Source organism: Methanothrix thermoacetophila PT, from assembly GCF_000014945.1.
Classification (GTDB): Archaea; Halobacteriota; Methanosarcinia; order Methanotrichales; family Methanotrichaceae; genus Methanothrix_B; species Methanothrix_B thermoacetophila.
Map to the genome: position 1 here is coordinate 1,338,874 of NC_008553.1, position 20,957 is coordinate 1,359,830.

The 20,957-nt window shown below is 54.3% G+C and carries 16 protein-coding genes, 1 tRNA gene and 1 pseudogene; 8 read left to right on the forward strand and 10 right to left on the reverse strand.

The features are described from left to right. Positions 1 to 5: 5 nt before the first annotated feature. The 5 genes and pseudogenes from MTHE_RS06475 (at position 6) to MTHE_RS09345 (ending at position 3,745) form a co-directional block, all read left to right on the forward strand. Positions 6 to 848 (forward strand): bifunctional methylenetetrahydrofolate dehydrogenase/methenyltetrahydrofolate cyclohydrolase, encoded by an 843-nt coding sequence (locus MTHE_RS06475; protein ID WP_011696413.1) that lies wholly within the window; start codon positions 6 to 8, stop codon positions 846 to 848. After that, the gene (locus MTHE_RS06480; protein WP_011696414.1) at positions 845 to 1,423 is read left to right on the forward strand and encodes a DUF2121 domain-containing protein; all 579 of its coding nucleotides are present in this window, start codon (positions 845 to 847) and stop codon (positions 1,421 to 1,423) included. The genes MTHE_RS06475 and MTHE_RS06480 overlap by 4 nt, the downstream gene beginning before the upstream one ends. Continuing rightward, entirely contained in the window at positions 1,420 to 2,052 is a 633-nt protein-coding gene (locus tag MTHE_RS06485) for a molybdenum cofactor guanylyltransferase (RefSeq protein WP_011696415.1), read from the forward strand. Before MTHE_RS06480 ends, MTHE_RS06485 begins: the two co-directional genes overlap by 4 nt. Positions 2,053 to 3,025: 973 nt before the next feature. Beyond that, positions 3,026 to 3,493 (forward strand): annotated as a pseudogene (locus tag MTHE_RS09340) (DJ-1/PfpI family protein); the annotation flags it as partial. 72 nt (positions 3,494 to 3,565) lie between these two features. Next, positions 3,566 to 3,745, forward strand: coding sequence for a rubredoxin (locus MTHE_RS09345; protein WP_232840925.1), 180 nt, complete (start codon positions 3,566 to 3,568; stop codon positions 3,743 to 3,745). 42 nt (positions 3,746 to 3,787) lie between these two features. Here the strand turns inward: MTHE_RS09345 and tmk are convergent, their stop codons facing one another. The 10 genes from tmk to carA all read right to left on the reverse strand — a co-directional run bounded on the left by tmk (position 3,788) and on the right by carA (position 18,717). Next, positions 3,788 to 4,396: a dTMP kinase gene (gene tmk / locus MTHE_RS06495; RefSeq protein ID WP_011696417.1), complete on the reverse strand. Its 609-nt coding sequence runs from the start codon at positions 4,394 to 4,396 to the stop codon at positions 3,788 to 3,790. Between the two features lie 156 nt (positions 4,397 to 4,552). Beyond that, complete coding sequence (locus MTHE_RS06500) at positions 4,553 to 5,416, reverse strand: hypothetical protein (protein WP_011696418.1); 864 nt, start codon at positions 5,414 to 5,416, stop codon at positions 4,553 to 4,555. A gap of 58 nt (positions 5,417 to 5,474) precedes the next feature. Then, entirely contained in the window at positions 5,475 to 5,948 is a 474-nt protein-coding gene (locus MTHE_RS06505; protein WP_011696419.1) for a response regulator, read from the reverse strand. Between the two features lie 133 nt (positions 5,949 to 6,081). Further along, entirely contained in the window at positions 6,082 to 7,461 is a 1,380-nt protein-coding gene (locus MTHE_RS06510; protein ID WP_011696420.1) for a xylulokinase, read from the reverse strand. A gap of 104 nt (positions 7,462 to 7,565) precedes the next feature. Then, positions 7,566 to 10,895: a DNA polymerase II large subunit gene (locus tag MTHE_RS06515; protein WP_011696421.1), complete on the reverse strand. Its 3,330-nt coding sequence runs from the start codon at positions 10,893 to 10,895 to the stop codon at positions 7,566 to 7,568. Then, positions 10,892 to 11,299 (reverse strand): PPC domain-containing DNA-binding protein, encoded by a 408-nt coding sequence (locus MTHE_RS06520; RefSeq protein ID WP_011696422.1) that lies wholly within the window; start codon positions 11,297 to 11,299, stop codon positions 10,892 to 10,894. The genes MTHE_RS06515 and MTHE_RS06520 overlap by 4 nt, the downstream gene beginning before the upstream one ends. A 120-nt stretch (positions 11,300 to 11,419) precedes the next feature. Further along, positions 11,420 to 12,418, reverse strand: a complete 999-nt coding sequence (purM, locus tag MTHE_RS06525; protein ID WP_011696423.1) for a phosphoribosylformylglycinamidine cyclo-ligase — start codon at positions 12,416 to 12,418, stop codon at positions 11,420 to 11,422. Beyond that, a complete protein-coding gene (locus tag MTHE_RS06530; protein ID WP_011696424.1) occupies positions 12,415 to 13,812 on the reverse strand; it encodes an aspartate kinase in 1,398 nt (465 codons plus the stop codon). Before MTHE_RS06530 ends, purM begins: the two co-directional genes overlap by 4 nt. A gap of 593 nt (positions 13,813 to 14,405) precedes the next feature. Continuing rightward, complete coding sequence (gene carB, locus MTHE_RS06535) at positions 14,406 to 17,630, reverse strand: carbamoyl-phosphate synthase large subunit (RefSeq protein ID WP_011696425.1); 3,225 nt, start codon at positions 17,628 to 17,630, stop codon at positions 14,406 to 14,408. 1 nt (position 17,631) lies between these two features. Continuing rightward, a complete protein-coding gene (gene carA, locus MTHE_RS06540; protein ID WP_011696426.1) occupies positions 17,632 to 18,717 on the reverse strand; it encodes a glutamine-hydrolyzing carbamoyl-phosphate synthase small subunit in 1,086 nt (361 codons plus the stop codon). 386 nt (positions 18,718 to 19,103) lie between these two features. Here carA and pyrB point away from each other — a divergent pair, with 386 nt between their 5' ends. The 3 genes from pyrB (at position 19,104) to MTHE_RS06555 (ending at position 20,933) form a co-directional block, all read left to right on the forward strand. Then, the gene (gene pyrB, locus MTHE_RS06545) at positions 19,104 to 20,018 is read left to right on the forward strand and encodes an aspartate carbamoyltransferase (RefSeq protein ID WP_011696427.1); all 915 of its coding nucleotides are present in this window, start codon (positions 19,104 to 19,106) and stop codon (positions 20,016 to 20,018) included. Positions 20,019 to 20,021: 3 nt separating this feature from the next. Beyond that, positions 20,022 to 20,486, forward strand: a complete 465-nt coding sequence (pyrI, locus tag MTHE_RS06550) for an aspartate carbamoyltransferase regulatory subunit (protein WP_011696428.1) — start codon at positions 20,022 to 20,024, stop codon at positions 20,484 to 20,486. Between the two features lie 374 nt (positions 20,487 to 20,860). Continuing rightward, a tRNA-Gln gene (locus MTHE_RS06555) sits at positions 20,861 to 20,933 on the forward strand. The last annotated feature ends 24 nt before the right edge of the window (positions 20,934 to 20,957 follow it).

Below are 20,957 nucleotides of genomic sequence, written 5' to 3' on the forward strand. Positions count from 1 at the left end.
TTATCTTGATAATAGATGGAAAGGCACTTGCTTCGGATATCGAGGCCGAGGTCAGGGAGAGGGTCGAGAGACTTGGCTTCAATCCTGGACTGGCCACGATACTGGTCGGAGAGAACCCCGCATCTCAGATGTACATTAGGATCAAGCACGCTGCATGCGAGCGTGTTGGCATAAGATCCGAGAACATCGTGCTGCCAGGCGATACTGACGAGAGCACGCTCATAAAAACGATACAGGGGCTTAACAAGAGAGGGGATGTGCATGCGATATTACTACAGTTGCCGCTGCCCGGACACCTCGACCCAAGGAAGGCGATGATGGCGATATCCCCAGAGAAGGATGCTGACGGATTCCATCCCGAGAACATGGGCGCACTGCTCCTCGGCGCGGAGCGGCTTGTTCCGTGCACTCCCAGAGGGATAGTCTACGCTCTCGAGCATCTGGGGGTGGATATCGAGGGCTCAGAAGCTGTTATCGTGGGACACAGCAACGTTGTAGGGAAGCCTCTCGCAGCGATGCTTCTGAACAGAAACGCCACAGTCCAGGTCTGCCATGTTTATACAAGAAATCTCAAAGAACACACAAAAGACGCTGAGATACTCGTGGTCGCAGCAGGCGTCCCCAGGCTCATAAAGGCGGATATGGTCAGGGATGGAGCATACGTCTTCGATGTCGGCATAAACAAGGTGGATGGCAAGACTGTAGGAGATGTTGATTTCGATGCCGTCAAGGAGAAGGCAGCCGGGATAACGCCGGTGCCTGGCGGTGTTGGACCGCTCACGGTCGCGATGCTATTGAGTCAAACCGTGACAGCTGCTGAGATGTCTCTGGAGAGGCAGAGATCGTGAGCCTGGTTATAGCGTTCTCCGGCAGGGAGGCTGTGATCGCAGGCGACAGGAGGAGCATAGCATTCGCCGGCGATTGCAGGTTGCTCGAGGAGGAGCTGTACTCCGGCAGGATACATGACGATGTGGAGCTGCTCCGGAGGGCGGGGGAGCTGTCTGCGACGATATACATCTCCGACGGCAGGGAGAAGGTCTGGCGTGATGGGGATGTGCTTGTGGGGGAGGTGACGGAGGTCTCAGCGTCCAGCAGCAAACGCCGAAGGGTGTACGTGACATCAGGGGCGTATCTCATCGTGGATGTGGTCGATGGAAACGCCAGGATCTCCGGAAGGGGCGGAGCCTCTCTCATCATTCTGGGAAACCGGCACACGAGAGATGCTGCTGGAAAGGCGCTACAAGGACTGGGGAAGATCAGCGCTGACGCGATCGCGAGGGTGATGGATGAAGTTAGTGCAGGAACCGCTACCATGAGCAGGGAGCACACGCTTTTGAAGATCACTGCGCATCATAAAGATCCTGCATCCATTCTCATGCAGACCTTTTCGAGAGACTGCGAGAGGATGGGCTGGAGGTTATGAGGTCTGCTGTTATACTTGCCGGCGGGGAGGGCAGACGGATGGGCGCGGAGAAGGCGTCCGTCATGCTCTGCGGCAGGCCCCTCATCGAGCATGTTATTGAAAGGATACTCGATGCGGTCGATGAGGTCGTTGTTGTTCTGAGAGACTATGAGCAGGCGAGGCGGCTAGAGGGCGCGGTTTCAGGATGCAGAGTGGCGATTGATCACGCGTGTGGCATAGGGCCGCTCGCAGGCCTCCAGACCGGAATGAATGTTGCTCGGGGGCGCTACGCATTCGCAACAGGTTGTGATATGCCCTTTCTAAATTCTGATATAATAGATGGCCTCTTCTCGGTCGCCGATGGTCACGACGGCGCAGTTCCTATTCTGAATGATATTCCTGAGAGGCTCCATGCGGTTTACCTCGCGAGGCAGCTGGAGGATGCATGCAGAATTGCGATCGCGAGAGGTGAGCGCAGGATATCAGCGCCGCTAGCATGGCTTGACATCAAATTCGTGGATGCCGAAATCTTCAGAGACGTGGATCCCGAGCTCCTGAGCTTCTTCAACGTCAATACTCCCGATGATCTCAGGAGCGCGGAGGACATTGTGAGAAAACGGACTGCCGAGAGGCACTCTGGTCTGCCGTGATGGAGATATCGGGAGAGTATTCAAATGGCAGTGCATCCGGCATCGTTGATCCTGATCTACGAGAGCTTGTTGAGAGATATCGGGAGAGTATTCAAATGGCAGTGCATCCAGCATCGTTGATCCTGATCTACGAGAGCTTGTTGAGAGATATCGGGAGAGTATTCAAATGGCAGTGCATCCAGCATCGTTGATCCTGATCTACGAGAGCTTGTTGAGAGATATCGGGAGAGTATTCAAATGGCAGTGCATCTCAGGGGCCTGTCCGAATAAGCAAAAAGTAATTATGACAAACGAGAGCTGTAAGGCTCATAATTTTGGATCCAGCCTATTATTAGGACACGTTCCAAAAAAGTATATGTAGCTTGATATCCAAAGAAAAACTGCTAGATGCCCTGTTCCTTCAGAAAGTCACAGCTTCTGAATCAAGCGCTGAAGACGGCCGTGACTCAGAAATGCCCAAGGCAGGGCGTGCGCGAAGCTGGGATCGGATCTGTCCACATTCGCAGATTCGAATCCTGCTGCTCCCTCAGGAGGACCTCACATGAGATACGTTATTCTCCATCTGGCCGTCATGATGGCCCTTATCGCATCTGCATCTGGGCAGATGGCAGGCACAACATCATGTTGGATGTGCCCCGTGTGCAGCACTGTTTATCCGCTCGAAGTCAGCGTGCCGGCAGGGGCTCAGTACTACCAGACAACTCTGGGAAGCATAATGATCCTCGACCCAAATAACCCGGACTGGTACTGTCCAACATGCTACTACACGCTCGGCATGCTGACGTTCGCCGGAAACTTCGTCCTCGTTCCATGCGAGGATTATACAGAATATGAGAATGTGACCGAATACGAGGCTGAAGAGACCGGCGAGGAGTCCGGGGCTGTTCAGCCGCTCACCACATCCCAGCTGCAGGCCTCGCTTGAACAGAGCGATGCAGCTGAGACCGCCAGGAATCTCAGCGGCAGCATCCTGATGGTCGTTGCTCCTAAAAACTACCAGGAGAGGGAGCTGAACATCCCGAAGGAGGCATTTGAGAGGAGCGGGCTGGATGTAGATGTGGCATCGAAGGGTGTCACCACCGCCACCTCTATGAGCGGTGAGAGTGTGGCGATAGATGTCGATGTTAGAAATGCAGATCTCTCAAAGTACAGAGCTGTGGTCTTCGTTGGAGGAATTGGAGTCGAGGAGCTCAACCTGCACAAGGACAGCGATTACGTGAACCTGGCAAAGAGCGCACATGATAAAGGAATAATCGTGGCCGCGATCTGTCTGGCTCCGAACATACTCGCGAGCGCAGGGTTGCTGGCGAACAAAAATGCGACCTGTGCAGACAGCACATATCTGGTTCAGAAGAACGTGAATTACATCGACGCGCCCGTTGTCAGAGATGGAACGATAATAACGGGCAGGGATCCTGATGCGTCGGCGGAGTTCGCGGAGACCATCGTATCAGCCCTCTTAGAGGAATTCCAGTCCATGACAGGGCAGGTCGAGGAGCAGAGCGGCGCGCTGATGCCTGTGGGCATTGCATCATCTCCAAAATACAGATGCACGGTCTGCGGCTACGAGTACGACCCAGCGGCCGGAGATCCGAGCCAGGGGATCCAGCCAGGGACGCCATTCGGTGAGCTGCCGGCAGACTGGAAGTGCCCGCAGTGTGGCGCCGCGAAGGATAAATTCGTGCGCGTGTGATGCTGCTGACTACAGGCGGATGGGCGGAAAAAAGGTCTATATCTAAGACCCGAGCTGACGTTCGTTCTGCTGGATGAATCGCTCGATCTCAGAGGCTGCACGCTCTGCCACCTCTGAGATCTCCCTTTCTGCATTTATTATCACAAACCTCTCGGGCTCCCTCGAGGCTAGGATCTCGAAGTTACCGCTCACATCTCTCAGGAGCGCCTCCATCTCGAAGATCGAGGTCGCGCCGCGATTCTTACATCTCATGAGAGCTACCGACGGATCTATCCTGAAGAGGAGCGTCAGATCTGGCATCAGCGACCAGGGCCTGTGAAGCTCATATATCCACTCCATCGAGATAGTCCTTCTGAGAAGAGCGCCCTGGTAAGCGACACGCGAATCTATATACCTGTCGGATACAACAACTTCACCACTGTTGATGGACGGTAGTATGCATGAGCGAAGATGATTCGCATGATCCGCCATGAATAAAAAGAGCTGCTCGAATCCAGATGCGCGCCTGGCCATCTCTCCAAGAGGACCATCTGTAGGCTCCCTGGTGAAAACGAAATCCGGAAACCTCTTCCGGAGCATCCGCGCGACTGTCGTCTTTCCAGCGCCGTCAATCCCCTCAAGCGTGATCAGGATGCCTCTATCCGCTCGCATGATCTGAATGGATTTACCGATATGTTTTCTGTTTTACTCTCATCGATGCGCGGCGGATCCGACGTGAAGGATCCACGACAAAATGATCCTACTGTGCTGACGAGTCCGCCAGTCGCCCTTGTCTCTGAGAAAGAGGCGCATACAATCTCCAGACCCTCACTCCGGCAGCGTGGATCCCATCATGCTACCCTCAGATTGCTCTGAGCTCCCTATCAGCCCTGTACACAGGCACTGCCCGTTGACCCACTGGCACATCGGGTTCTGCTCGCAACGCTGCTTCTCAGGATCTTCGGGGATCAGACCACGACAGTAGCACTTCCCGTTGACCCAGTTGCATTGAGGGTTGCTCTCGCAGATCTCCTTTGGAGAGGGGCCTGGTGACGGCTCCGGCGGAATCCAATGATAGATAACATCAACAACCACGCGGTTGCTGAACATGTTTCCTGAATAGAGAAGACATTCATGCCTGCCCAGAGTATCTGCGTAATACCAGATGCGGTAGAAGCCAGGATCCACATATCCGAGGTCATACCTCCACACGAAACCCTCTGGATATATCTCGTAGATGGACACAGGCGATGCTTCCGGAACGAATAGCAGTATCTCTGACCACGTGCTAAGCGGCATCGTGGCATACCACGACCATCCACTGTGCCGCCTGATCCACATCACGGGCACGCTCTCAGGAAAGATCGCGCTGAACCTGCCCCAGGGCATGTAGCTGCCGCTGTAGTAGACATAAGATGACTGACTCGTCTCATCGAACGGCAGCAGCTCGCCCACATCAGTATCCGGCGGGGGCTGGGATGTATAAGCAGCGCTCTCCACCGCTGAAGATCCCGCAGCCTCGGGAACCGCTGGAGACGTCCCTTCTGCTCCAGAGGATTGCAAAAGAGATGTAAACTCCTGCATGCTCATATTCACAGCGCCGGATCCGAGATCCTGGTCGTAGCCGCCAAGAGCCAGCCCGCTGATGAGGATGAGACCAATCAGTACCAAGATATGTATGCGTTTAATCACGAAGACCCTCCGATATTCAATCTTATAGCTCCAAGACAATCCAGCGTGTGCCGGACAGTCACGCTAAAGAGGCGTTTTCTCCAGCACACTTGCCGGGCGCATTACTCACTGGTGGGAGGGTGTTCCACATGAGCCAGTATGTGCACACAACTCTCGCCAGTTCCTTGAACTTGGTATATCCAAGCGGTTTTATGAGATAACTGTTTGCATGGTTCATGTATGCATTTCTGATATCATGCCTGTTATTCGATGTGGTCAGGATCACCACCGGTATGCTCCTCAGATCCTCTGTGCGCTTTATCTCCTTTAGGAGATCCAGTCCATCCATTCTCGGAAGCCTCAGATCAAGAAGTATGAGATCCGGCCTGGGGCTGCCATTGCTGTCCACGTACTTGCCGCGATGGAGTAGATAATCGAGAGCCTCATCTCCGTCACTCACCCAGTAGATCTTTCCCATTTTCATCTCTTCAAAGGATCTTATAAATAGAGACGCATGATTTTCGTCGTCCTCCACAAGCAATACCGATGACATACCACACCCACTTCAATGCACTGTTTGTTCTATTGCACGACCTCAAGCGTCCGGTGCGCATGACCTGCCACACAAGACAATTTATTGATGCTGTTCTGGGCCTGAAACAGCTCAGATCAAGATGCTGCTTCTGTTATTTGAAGCTCTCGATATGTGAGACGCAGCTGGCCACCCTTCTGAACTGCTCGAGTATCATGTCTCCCGTCGCACCATCTGGCTCGAATCGTTCATCTGGATGAGACATGCATCGTGATGCCTCCTGAATGCTGTGATATCCACCGGATCCATATGCAGCTATCATCGCAGCGCCCAGCATCTCTCCCTCCAGCACCCTCTGGGAGACCACCGGCAGGCCTGTTATATCCGCCTTGATCTGGTTCCAGAGCCTCGAGATCGACTGTGTTCCTGTCGTTCTTACTTCTTTAATCTGCACGCCCTTTTCCTTAAACCTGTCGATCACCATCCGCATCGCACATGCACAGCCCTCCATGATCGCTCTTGATACCTCCGACAACCCGTGATTTAAGGAGATGTTGACCATTGCGCCCATAGCAGAGATGCTGTGGCGTTCATGAGAGAGATACGGCAGAAATATTAGACCGCCAGATCCAGGAGGTGCGATCTCTGCCTCTTCTGCCAGCTCCCAGGGATGTTTTGAGACGAGAGATGCCATCCACTCCATGCTCAGACCCGTCGTCGATAGCGAGGCTCCTGTGTGCCAGAGATTTTCATCAAGAGGATGTGGCGCAGTGTAGAACCCCTCGATCGGAGAATCCCAGCAGAGCTCGATTCCCTCAGATGTGCCGGCCTTGTCGCACACAACTCCCTTCTCGAAAGATGCAGTCGCGAGGATCGCCTCCACGAAGTCGGGCGCGCCCGCGAAGACCGGAATGCCCCCACGCAGCCCTGTCATATCCAGGACATCTGGCTCTGTGTAGCCTATCAGCTCCCCCATCACCCGATGCTCCGGGAACATATTGGGATCGAGAGCAGCTGCATCGATCTCCTCATCACTCCAGGGGAGGATCTCCTTTGAGGCTACTGATGCTATTAAAGAGCCGGTGAGCTTCCATGCGACATAGTCCATCGGCTGGGCCACCTTTCTCAACCGTGCGAAGATCTCATGTTTGTGGTTTCGGAGCCACATCGTCTGCGGAACGTACCACGATGGCTGCACATCTCTTCCAAGGAGATCTGAGAGGATAGATGCCTCTCTCTCTGCCCTTCTGTTCATCCAGAGCACAGAGGGCGCGACCGGCTCCATGGACGCGCCGAGAAATACCGGAGAGGGGCCGTGACCACCGATCGATATTCCCGAGATCTCGGGTGGTGGTTTCAGCTCACGGAGCGCCTCGCAGAGCGCGAGCCAGAAGGCCTCCGGGTTCATCTCCACAAAACTCTCATAGCTCCTGAACTGCCTGTACCGGTTTACAGCGCTTCTCACCAGATCTCCATCATGTGTGAACAGCCCCGCCTTGACAGAGGTGGTGCCTATATCGATGCCCAGATACATATTCACACCTACAATTTACCGCAGAGGCGTTGGTCCGGCCATGCGTCCGTGACGAATGTGAGATTCCCGCAGAGGCTTGCATGAGCGAGACTGCAAATAAAGATTCACACAAAATCCGCGAGGCCAGTCTGCTTCACCTTATCCGATCTGAATAGCGATTCTATCTCCATTTGGATCAGCTCGAGCCGCTGGCGCGTATAGCTCGACACGCCGTACTCCTCCGCGACCTTCATCGAGACCTCGAGGTATTTTCTGACGCTGCCCTCATGGACTGTGAGCACAAGCCTCCCACCACACTTCGGGCAGCTCTCGCTGAGCGGAGGCCTCCTGTACTTCGCGTTGCATTTCACGCAGCGCACACTCTGGCGCGAGAACGCCCGTAGGTTTCCCATCAGATCCGGCAGGAAATGAGAGTTTATCACACGCTCAGCCACATCAGTCGCATCAACAGCTCTAATCAGTTTGGCGAGCTCCAGCTGGGATTTCATTTTGTCTATCATCGTCTCAAGGGTCTTGTAGGAGCTGTTTCTCGGACCACCTGCGATATCATCTGTATCGTGGGTGAAGCCGAAGCCACAGTACTGCCCTTCGCTTCCAAGCCGCTTTGAGACGAGATCTATCAACCCCTCAACATCCTTCGGGTTTGCATTCCTCAAAGTCGCCTCATAGAACTCAAGAGGGTAAATGAAAGATAGATCGAGGTTGTGGGCCTCCTTGTCGACCTCTGCGGGGTTAATTCTTGTTGTCAGGACGAGAGGCGCGTCCATCTTCCCACCCCTCTTCTCCGGCAGGTAGGATCTGGAGAAGTTCAGCAGCGCGTCCATCAGCAGCATCACGCAGTCCTCATCGCCATCACAGTTTCTCCTCTTGGCTGCGTGGAAATAGGGATGTGCGTATCCAGCACTCGCCCTCGTGAACCCTATGAGCCTGCAGAGAACTCCAGCGGATGTGTGCGGGGCCAGCCCGATCATCAGTCTACCTATGAGATCCTCAGGTCTCTCCGCATTGTAGTATGGCTCAAGACCATAGAATTTAACGAGGAGATCATCTATAAACTTCGAGACCCTGAGAAGCCAGTCGCCAGCATTTCTGCAGAGCACGACGTCCTGGACCTTCAGCTCCAGGATCTGATCATCGCTCTCCAGAGGTTTTCCATGGATGTCGTGCGTGTACCCGAGATCGAGAAGAGCATCCACGCTGGTGCCGATCTCTCTGGGCCGGAAGTGCGTGAGAGGAAGATCTGTTAGATCATACCTTGATGTCCCGTCCTTGAAGATAAACACGCCGTGCTTTGCCCTCAACACCCCCTTCTCGAGCGGCTCCGGCGTGGAGTCCCTTGACGTCAGCCCCATGACGCCCCTGATGTTATCAACACGTTCCCCAAGGGATTCAAGAGCTCTTGCGAGAGTGCCTTTCACATCTATCCTCATCCGCGTGGCTGCGCTCGTCTCTGTGCCGCACCTGGGGCATTTATCGTCGGCACGCACCCCGCATGACAGACATGCACGCACACGCTCTGTATGGGCTCCACACTCGCATCTGAACGCAAACCCCTCCTTACCGCAGGACGGGCATCTCCTTCTTTCCACAACAACCTCTATGAATCCATGCTCTGCGGCCTCATTCACAAGACGGCTCTTTCCTCCTTCAGAGCCCGTGGGGAAGAGGACGTGCGGCGGAGGGCGCATCTCCCTCCTGTCCGATTTCTCCGGCCGTCCCATCCTGCATCCGATCCTGGTGGGCGCTCTCGCCCTTATTACGAGTCCAGAGAGCTGGTTGACGGCACTCAGCGCATTATCCGCATTAAGATCCTCTCTTCTCCAGCGCCTTCCGGTCTCATCCACGCCCAGGCAAAGTAGGAGCGGGAGTGCGTCCTCCACCACGATCATTCCATCTCTGACTTTGTGATGGACAAGCAGCTTCTCTAGGACCTCCTTCACATCCTCGCGCATATCCATGAGAAGCGCATCACCGTCGATTTCCCCATCAGAGGCTGCATCCGCAAGCAGATCCAGCTCATCCAGGGTTATATCGTGCCAGAGATATGTGTGATCGGGATGAAGCGGCACGCCGAAATCTCTCGAGAGCCGTATCGCCGTTCTTCCATCTACATGCTCCATTCCCGCCGGATCGCCGCCAGCCCTCCTGAACTCCTCAGCCCACCACTCGAAGGTGTAGGATGCGGGCGCAAGCGGCCTGTTGTTCTCCATGAAATCACCGAAGCTGACCAGGATCTCGCCGAGGTCTATGATCTTTGAGATATTCCTCCTCAGAGCCTCAGGGCTTGATATCCACGGAAACGATGACGGATCGTCTATGCGCACAACATCGCCATTCGTCAGCCGTACAGTGGGACCCTCGATGGAGCTCACCGGAGCTACGGCGGCAGCCTTGCCTGGCTGCTCGACCTTGATCTGGGTTCCGGGGGCAAGGAACTGGTTGAGCACCATCATCGTGGCCGGATTTATGCCGGCTGCTGCGAGACCTGTGTTTCTGGATCTCCCGTAACGAAGCCTGAATCCTCCGGGCCTGGATGGATGGGAGAAGACCGGCCTGCCCGCTATCAGATCCCTTAGAAACTTCCCGCTCGATCCCCCACCATCCTTCTTCTCCCCGCCAAGCACGTCCAGCCACCCCCAGCCATCTATTCCGAGCTTTGAGACATGCTTCTTTATCTTCGGGCGCTTCAGCGCGATGCCCTCTGCGGAGACGAGCGCGATGCCCCCGCGAACCCTGTTCGTCTCAACTCTGGGAAGATCACGGTAGCCGGAGACCTCCTCCTCCTCTGTGGGCTCGCCATCTATGCACACAGGACAGTTTCTGATTATCGTTCTTATCTCATCATCAGATGGTGTGTACTGGAGGTGCTGGAGGCGCTTGTATAGCCCGATCTCCTCGACGTACCTCTCTATCTCCTCATCTGTGGGTTTGTAGGGAGCGATGCCCATGCTCCGCCTGACGTAATCCGCGACAAGCACTGAGAGCGCCTGGGCGGTTCCGCCTGCTGACCTTATCGGGCCTGCGTAGTACACCTTCAGATACTCGCTACCGTCGTCGTTCTTTCCCAAACCGACCCTGGCTATGCCCTCGATCGGTGCTGCCACCACCCCCTCAGTCAGGAGCGCCACAGAGGTCCTTATGGCCATATCGATGGCATCGAGCCTGCTCGCGCCTTTACCCAGACGCCCCTCTGCGAAATCCCTGCCGATGGCGAGCGCTGCCTCCTCCCTGCTGAGCCCCTGCACCTCGAACTCCCTGATCCTCTCTGCAACTCCTGGTATGGAGACGAGCTTCTCGACCCGCTCTGCCAGGTCGACAGCTATGGGTATCTCCACATCTGTCTCTGGGTCAAGACCTTTCGATCTCGCCCTCCGAGCGATCTCCATCTCCTCTCTCAAACCGCGCTCAAGACGCTCGAAGTACTCAGCGCTCAACTCCGCCTCCAGAGAAACAGACCCGTCACAGGATCATAATCCCTGACATGGGCCTTTTCCTCGAGATCTGTGATGTGAAGCTCGGCAGCAAAGATCCTCCCGCCGAGAAGATGACCACCGATGAGATTGTAATTCTCATCTGCGAGCACTATGTGCGCATGGATGAATCTCTCTCCATCTTTCAAAGAGATATTTCCCGTGCAGGATGCTATCTCGTATGCGCCCTCAAAGCTGCGCTTCCTGTACACCTTCTCTGTCTGATCGTAGTAAGCAAGATTGGCGGAGGAGAGAGCTCCTATGACACTGAAGAAGCCGGAATCTATGGATCGGTCTGCAGCCACCCCTCTTATAGCATCCATTATGTCAGAGCCATACTCCAGCCCCACCATCATCATCTTCGGCATGTACAGCCCCCTGGAGCCTCATCGCATCGACTGCTTTAGTCCAAGCTCATTGAGGTACCCAAAACTTTTTTTTGAACTGTTATGGACTTTACGGATCTGCCGCCGCCCTTCTACTCTCTCTTAACAGAGTCTGATGCCGCCCGTTCTCAGACCGCTCTCGACTATCCTGCCGATGACCTTCGAGCCCGGACCCATGATCCTGCATGCGTCATCCGCCTGCTCCTCAGGAAGCACCACGACGAACCCCATGCCCATGTTGAACGTTCTGTACATCTCCACATCATCCACTCCCCCAAGCTCCTGCAGGAATTTGAATACAGGATGTGGCTCGATGGGGTCTGTTATCTCGAAACCGAGATCTGTTATGCGGTGGAGCTTGAGGAGCCCGCTGCCTGTTATATGTGCAAGGCCATGAACATCGCATCTCTGGAGAAGCTCCAGAACCTCGATGTATATCCTGGTTGGGGTCAGCAGGATCTCGCCTATGCTTCTGGAGTCGCCCGGCATCTTATCGAAGTATGTGTATCCAGAGCTCTCGATTATCCTCCTGGCGAGCGTGTAACCGTTGCTGTGCAGCCCTGTGCTCGGCACTCCCACTACAGCATCACCGATGCGGACCTTCTCGCCGGTGATCACTTTCTCCTTCTTCACATAGCCTATGGCTGTGCCTGCCAGATCCAATCCCCGGATCATCTCAGGCAGCGATGCAGTCTCCCCGCCGACTATGCTGATGTTGGAGATCTCAGCGCCCTTCTGCAGACCCACGGCTATCTGCTCAGAGACCTCGGGATCGACCCTCTCCACAGCGAGGTAATCCACGAAAGCCAGCGGCTCGGCACCTATTGCGAGGAGGTCGTTCACGTTCATGGCGATGCAGTCTATTCCGATGGTGTCCCATTTCCTCATGGCATTTGCGATCAGGATCTTGCTCCCAACGCCATCGGTCGTCATCGCTATCGCGAACTCGCCCATGTCGATCAGGCCAGCATAATGCCCTATGCCTGTCAGAGGCGCACCGAAACCCTTTCTGGAGAATGTGAGCCTGCGCCTCATCGCATCGATGGATCTGTTCTCCAGCTCGATATCGACGCCAGCATCAGAATAGGTCATGCCCTTCATGCGCGATCACCATTGAGCCTGAACTCCCTGTGGATCTTCTGTACAGCCCGCTTTCCATCCTTTGCTGCGACGACAAATGATATGTTGTGCTCGCTCGATCCCTGGCTGATCATCCTCACATTTATCCCTGCCCTTCCCATGGCGCTGAAGAGACGGCCAGCTACACCAGGGGTGCCTGCCATGCCAGAGCCGACGACTGCGACGACACAGACGTCCTTGTTGTGAGAGATGCCCCTAACAATCTCCCTGGGAAGATCCCGTCTCAGAGCCTCCTCTGCTTTGTCGAGATCCTTCTCCTCCACCACCATCGATATGTTCGCCTCTGATGATCCCTGGCTGATCATGATTATGTTCACTCCAGCATTTGCCAGAGCCGAAAACACCCTGGCCGCGACTCCAGGGGTGCCGATCATCTCCGCACCAGAGACATTGAGCAGCGCAACATTTGTGGAGAGGCTCACCGCCTTTATGACCCCGTCCTTCAACTCCTCCTCCTGGACTATCTGCGTTCCTGGGCTCTCAGGGTCGAATGTGCACTTCACCCTTACAGGTATGCCCTTCCGTATCGCCGGCTCAATCGCCCTTGGGTGAAGTACCTTCGCTCCGAAGAAGGAGAGCTCCATCGCCTCTATGTATGATATCGTGGGGATGGTCTTCGCAGACGGATCTATCTTGGGATCTGCCGTCAGCACCCCGGATGTCTCCTTCCAGAACCAGATCTCATCCGCGTCTATCGCAGCTCCGATAATCGATGCTGAGAAGTCAGAGCCGCCACGCCCAAGGGTTGTTATTATGCCGTTCTCGTCCATTGCTATGAAGCCGGTGACAACAGGTATGCCCTTTATGGGCAGCAACTTCTTCGCTATGAGGGAATAGCTCTTCTCGAGAGGCTTCGCATTCCCGTAATCGCTGTTTGTGATTATCCCCACTTCCCCACCTGTGTAGTACCTTGACTCAATTCCCATGTCCCTGAAGACCCCTGAAAGTATCGGGGCCGAGAGCTGCTCGCCAAAGCTTGAGATGTAATCTATGGATCTAGGTGTGAGCTCTCCAAGATAGCATATCCCAACGTAGGCCTTCTCGAGGGTATCGATCTTCTTGCGTATGTCTGATCGGATCTCATCCCGTATTGCTTCATCAGATATTGCATCTGTGATCGCCTGCTCATGCTTCTCAGCAAGCCTCATGATGAAATCATCGACATCAGAGACCCTTCCATACTTAGCAGAGGATCTAGCACATTCCAGCAGATCATCGGTGACGCCCTGGAGGGCAGAGGTCACCACCACGATCTCATTGCCTGAGCTGAATCCCCTCACAAGCTCCCCTACGTTTCTGAGCCGCCTGCCATCAGCTACAGAAACCCCACCGAACTTCATTACTAAGCGTGCCATCTGGAACCCTCCCCCATACCAGCCATACAACAATATAAGCTTTAGGATAATAAGCTGGGACCTGCCCGGATAAGAGCTAAGGCCAGCGATTTGGGCCTTACTGCTTTTGGATGCCTGAGACGCTTAATCCTTATTCGGACATGTCCATAAGCAGGGAAAACCTGTCTGAATAAGAGATGTGACAGGAATCCGGGCCTTGCTGCCTTTTGATGTATTAGGGACTCAATCCCCAATCAGACAGATCTCAGTATGCCATAAACGCTTGCATATCCATTTGACGACCTGGCCAGGAGCGGCGCTGTACTCTATTCCTGGCAAATGAATGTGCACTTCCAGCAACAATCCTGCGCGGACTCCAAGTTGCTAGACAACCAAGTTACTGGATAAATAAGGCGGAGGCGATGTCATCCCGATACAGATCAATGTCAACCAAGTTGGTATAAAGTTGCTAGATAAATAAGAGCGAACGCCTAAAAAGCGACCGCCGAGTACTTTCAGTTCAGCATCTGCAAAACAGCTCAGCGATCTGCGGCGTCTGAGTCATAGCCATGACATTGGAGACGGTAACCGGTAACGGTTGAGGTGCCACAGAATCAAAGTGCCCTGTAGCGCACCTCCCTATGGTACTCGTCCAGCGCTTTTATCGTCAGCTCCCCTCTCAAAGCCTTCTCGATCGCCTCAGCTGCAGCTTTGGCCGCCTGGACTGTTGTTATGTACGGAACATGGTAGTCGACAGCACTCCTCCGTATCTGGAAGCCATCCTTCACGGACTGCTTTGTCGTGGGCGTGTTTATTATCAGCTTCACCTCGCCCCTCCTGATGTAATCCAGAACATTCGGGCTTCCGTGGTAAATCTTCCTGACGCGTTCCGCAGGCACACCCGATCCTCTCAGGTACCCGGATGTGCCGTCGGTCGCTATTATCTTAAGACCGGCGTTGACGAACCTCCTGGCAACTTCTGCAATCTCTGCCTTGTCCTCGTCTCTCACAGAGATGAAGACTATGCCATCGAGCGGCAGGTTGTTCTCAGCGCTCATCTCGGCCTTGAAGAACGAGAGACCCATGTTGTAATCGATTCCCATGACCTCTCCTGTGGATCGCATTTCAGGACCAAGGAGAACATCTGCGCCTGGGAGCTTGTCAAACGGCAGGAGCACCTCCTTGACAGCCACATACGGTATCTCTGGCTCGACGTTGAGATTCATCTCTCTCAGGGTATTTCCCGCCATGACCTTTGCAGCGATCTTTGCCAGGGGCAGCCCCACGGCCTTCGATACAAACGGTATAGTCCTGGATGATCTCGGATTCGCCTCGAGGACGTAAACGATACCATCCTTGTAGGCCATCTGAATGTTGATGATTCCTTTGACATCGAGCGCCAGAGCTATGCGCCTGACATAATCCTTCACAGTCGCGATGACATCCTCTGGAAGCGTCTGTGGTGGGATCATGCATGCGCTGTCACCCGAGTGGATACCTGCTTCCTCTATGTGCTCCATGATTGCGCCAATGAGAACATCACGCCCATCAGATACCGCATCCACATCTATCTCAACAGCATTCTGGAGGAAATCATCTATGAGCACAGGATGCTCATGGGATACGCGCACAGCCTCACGCATGTATAGCTCAAGCCCGGACTCGTCGTAGACGATCTCCATCGCCCTGCCACCGAGGACATAGCTCGGCCTGACCAGGACAGGGTAACCGATCTCCTTCGCGACCCTCTTCGCCTCCTCAGGCGAGTACGCTATCCCTGCCTTGGGCTGCGGTATGCCCAGCTTGTTCAGAAGCTTGTTGAAGCGCTCCCTGTCCTCTGCGATATCTATGCTGTCTGGAGATGTTCCCAGGATGACGGTCTTCAGACCACGCCGCTTTAGTTCTTTCTCCAGAGGGACTGCGAGATTCACAGCTGTCTGACCACCGAACTGTACCATCACTCCCCAGTATCTCTCCTTCTCGATTACGTTCATCACGTCCTCAAGGGTGACCGGCTCGAAGAAGAGCTTGTCAGACGTGTCGTAATCTGTGGAGACGGTCTCAGGGTTGTTGTTGATTATGTGAGCCTCGATCCCCATCTCCCTGAGGGCTGTGACTGCATGGACAGTGCAGTAATCGAACTCTATGCCCTGGCCGATTCTTATCGGACCTGAGCCCAGGATCAGGACCTTTTTATTATCCGAGGGATTCAGCTCGCACTCCTCATCATACGTCGAGTAATAGTACGGAGTCGATGCCGCGAACTCAGCTGCGCACGTATCCACCATCTTGTATGTAGGTATTATGCCCAGAGATAGTCTGTAGTCCGTGACCTCCTCTCTGCTCAACCCCACAAGCTCTGCGATCCTGCTATCCAGGAACCCCATCTTCTTGGCACGCCTGAGCCTGTCAGGGGTCAAGCCATTTTTCAGCTCGTCCTCCATCCGGATTATGTTCTGGATCCTCTCTATGAAGTACGGATCGATCATGCTAAGCTGCGAGATCTCCTCCACCGAGAAACCGCGCCTGAGCGCCTGGTATATCGCAAAGAGCCTCTCGTCAGTAGGTGTCCTGAGCAGCTCCCTGACATCGTCATCTGTCCAGGGAACGTACTTGCCATTGTATCCCAGATCTATATCGATGTCGAGAGACCTGATGGCCTTCATGAGCGCCTCCTCATAGCTCCTGCCTATGGCCATCACCTCTCCCGTTGACTTCATCGATGTCGTGAGAGTTCTATCGGCTTTGACGAACTTGTCGAATGGCCATCTAGGTATCTTTATGACAACGTAATCCACAGTAGGCTCGAATGATGCCGGCGTCTCCTTCGTCACATCATTTCTGATCTCGTCGAGCGTGAGACCGATGGCTATCTTTGCAGTGACGCGTGCTATCGGATAGCCGGTGGCCTTTGATGCCAGAGCTGAGGATCTCGAGACGCGGGGGTTGACCTCGATGACCCTGTACTCGCCGTTTCTTACCGCGAACTGTATGTTGCATCCACCCTCGATACCCAGAGCTCTTATGATGTTTATCGCAGCAGATCTGAGCATCTGTATCTCATGATCCGAGAGCGTCTGTATGGGTGTGACAACTATCGACTCTCCTGTGTGGATCCCCATGGGATCCATGTTCTCCATGTTGCAGATGGTGATGCATGTATTGTTCGAGTCCCTCATCACCTCATATTCCACTTCTGTCCACCCTATGACGCTCTCCTCGAGGAGAACCTGATGTATGCGGGATCTCTTCAAACCCATCTCGCATATCCGCATGAGTTCTTCGTGCGTCCTCGCGACGCCTCCGCCGCTGCCTCCGAGGGTGTAAGCGGGCCGGACAATCAGAGGAAGGCCGAGCTCCTTCATCGCCTCTTCCGCCTCCTCGAGGCTTGTGACCGCAATGCTCCTCGGCACCGGCTCTCCGATGCGCTCCATCGCCTTCTTGAAGAGATCCCTGTCCTCAGCCTCCTGGATCGATCTCACCTTAGTGCCGAGCACCTCAACACCGTATTTCTCCAGGACCCCCATCTCCGCGAGTTCGCTCGTTATGTTCAGGCCGGTCTGACCGCCTATTCCAGCTATTATGCCATCAGGGCGCTCCTTCTCTATGATCTTTGCAACAATCTCAGGAACCAGCGGCTCGATGTAGACCTTGTCCGCCATATCAGGGTCGGTCATTATTGTAGCAGGATTTGAGTTCACCAGAACGACCTCAACACCCTCCTCCCGGAGGGATTTGCATGCCTGCGACCCTGAGAAGTCAAACTCCGCTGCCTGTCCGATCTGAATGGGGCCTGAGCCTATCAGCAGGACCTTCTTGATGTCTGAGCGCTTCGGCATCTCAATCGCCTCCTGATGCTATCTTTAAGACTGAGCTGAAGAACGGATCCTCGGTGCACATCGGTCCAGGATGCGCCTCGGGATGGTACTGAACTGCCAGGATCTTCAGGTACCTGCTCCTTATCCCCTCAACAGTCCCATCGTTCGCGTTCAGCTGCGTTATCTCCAGATCTGTCCCCTCAACAGACTCGGGAACGACTGCGAAGTTGTGGTTCTGTGAGGTTATGTAAACAATCCTGCTCTCTAGATCCTTCACCGGCTGGTTGCCTCCATGATGGCCGAACTTCAGCTTGAACGTCCTCGCACCCAGTGCCAGCGAGATGACCTGATGGCCGAGACATATGCCGAATATCGGCATCGATCCTGCAAAATATCTGACAGCCTCTATGGCGCTCACCGCCCTCTCGGGGTCCCCGGGTCCGTTTGAGATGAAGATACAATCAGGCTCGACTGCCTCTATCTCCGAGACGCTTGAATGCGCAGGAAGAACGTGCAGATCGAACCCGCGACACTCCAGACTCTTGAGTATGTGCCTTTTTATCCCTAGATCTATCACCGCCATCCTGGGGCCGTCTCCTTTTATTCTGTACGGACTTCTGCACGTGACCTCGCTCAGCAGGTCCAGGGATGATATCGAGGGCTGATCCCTGGCGAGCTGCACGACATCGACCCCTCTTATCCCTGACTCGCCAACAACGAGAGCTGCTTTCATGGCGCCAAGTCTTCTTATCTTGACCGTGAGCATCCGTGTATCCACACCGTGAATCCCGGGCCGCCCCTCATCCACGAGAAACTCCTCGATCGTCCTGCTGGACCTATGATGCCTCGGGCTCGGCCAGATGTGCCTGCAGACCATCCCCCTTGGCCACATGCGATCCGACTGGAACTCATCGCCGCTCACACCGTAGTTGCCCTGGAGCGGGTATGTGAAGAGCAGGATTTGTCCGTTATAAGAGGGATCGGTCAGAGCCTCCTCATATCCAGACATCACCGTGGTGAAAACTATCTCTCCGGTTACGATCCCTGGGGCACCAAAACCGTAGCCCTCTACCAGAGTGCCATCCTCTAACCCTAAGACCCCAATCATAGTATCGCCACCACAAGCAATGAGGTGATCTAAATATGTTTCGATGATGTGGAGGGGCGTGTCCGAATAAGAGACGGGAGCCAAAAATATGTGCCTTACAGATATTGTTTGTCACAATTGCTCTCCGCTTGTCCGGACAGTCCCCTCCACATGGAGCTGTCCGGATAAGAGTTGAGACAAGAAATTTGGACATAACCGCTTCTGCATTGTCAGAAACACTTAATCCTTATTCGGACGGGTCCCTCCACATAGATGTGTCCGAATACGAGCCGAATTCAGAAATCTGTGGCTTTGCTGCTTTTGGATGGAGGAGACACTCAACTTATTCGGAGAGGCTCCCGGTGGCTGAGAGAAGCATTATATCCCTCCCGTGAGAAGAGGAGTGCATGCTCAAGAGGAGGCATGTGCTCTCCATGAAGGACTTCTCCAGGGAGGAGATCGATGAGATCCTGGAGACTGCTGAATCGCTCGAGCCGTACGCACGCGGAAAGGGATCGGACATTCTTGAGGGTAAGATCCTCGCGCTTATGTTCTTCGAGCCGTCCACACGCACAAGAATGTCATTCGAGACGGCGATGAAGCGGCTCGGCGGCAAGACCATAAACCTGGGCTCGGCTGAGGCAAGTTCAATAGCCAAGGGCGAGTCGCTCGCTGATACAATACGCGTTGTCGGTGGATATGCGGATGCTATAGTTATAAGACATCCAAAGGAAGGATCGGCACGGCTCGCTGCCGAGTTCTCGCCAGTTCCTGTCCTGAACGCCGGTGATGGTGCAGGCCACCACCCAACGCAGACGCTTCTCGATCTGTATACGATAAAAAAGGAGAGCCACCTTGACGATCTCTCAATCGCGCTTGTTGGAGATCTGAAGTACGGCAGGACTGTTCACTCCCTCGCATACGCCCTCTCCCTTTACGGGGCTGACATATACCTTGTCTCACCGCCGACCCTGAGGATGCCCGAACAGATAATCGGGGACCTCTCAAGAATGGGCACGAGGGTGAGAGAGGTGTCTGATTTGAGAGAGGTCATAAAAGAGGTCGACGTCCTCTACATCACAAGAATCCAGCGGGAGCGCTTTCCGGACCCGGTCGAGTACAACAGGGTGGCGAGGAGCTACAGCATAACCATCAGAGACTTGGAGGGCGTGAAACCCGAGCTCAGGATCATGCATCCACTTCCCAGAGTTGATGAGATCTCACCCTCTGTAGATGAGACGGAACATGCAGTCTACTTCAGGCAGTCTTTCTACGGCGTGCCTGTAAGAATGGCCCTGCTCAAGATGATCCTGGAGGATTGAACAATGGTGGAGAGAGAGCTCAAGGTCCGCCCCATCAGGTCGGGAACCGTCATAGACCACATACAGGCAGGTCAGGCGCTGAACGTCCTCAAGATTCTCGGCATCTCCGGCACAACCGGTGCGACGGTCAGCGTGTTGATGAACGTCAGCAGCAGAAAACTGGGCAAGAAGGATATCGTGAAGGTCGAGGACAGGGAACTTAGGGAGGATGAGGTAAACAAGATAGCCCTCATAGCGCCTGGCGCGACGATAAACATAGTCAGAGATTACGCGGTCGTGGAGAAATACGCTGTCGATCTCCCTGATGTGATAGTAGGAGTCGTGCGCTGCCAGAACCCTAGCTGCATATCGAACACGAACGAACCGATAAAGCCGAAGATGCTTGTCAAGGGGAAGAACCCGGTCGTGCTGAGATGCTTCTACTGCGATCAGCCTCTTACGGAGCGGATCGCGGAGTATCTGCTGTGATACGTAGCAGGGCGTGAGCTCCAATCTTCAGGAGATGTATCCAGTCCATGTGACTCGGATGTGTTCGAATGAGTATCGTCCGATATCCAAAAGCAGTGATGCCCCAATTCTGGCTCCAGCTCTTGCAGGCCCAGACCATTCCGAAGATTAAGCCAAAGGATGAGATCTGAAGATTGCGATTCTTCAGGTGCACCCTCCTTATTCAGGCGCTCATTTATTCAGGCGGCCCCACAACTCGAACATGTCCGAATAGGGTGTTTATGATGTGCAGAAGAGCGGAAGATCCAGATTTCTGGGCACAGCTCTTATCCGGACATGTCTCAGAACTCGATCGATAGATTAATATGGCACCTATGCAACGAAAAGAGACATGCAGCCCGGTGGTGTAGCGGTCAATCACGGGAGGCTCTGGACCTCCTTACCTAGGTTCGAATCCTGGCCGGGCTATCATTAAAAATAAAGCCGTGATTT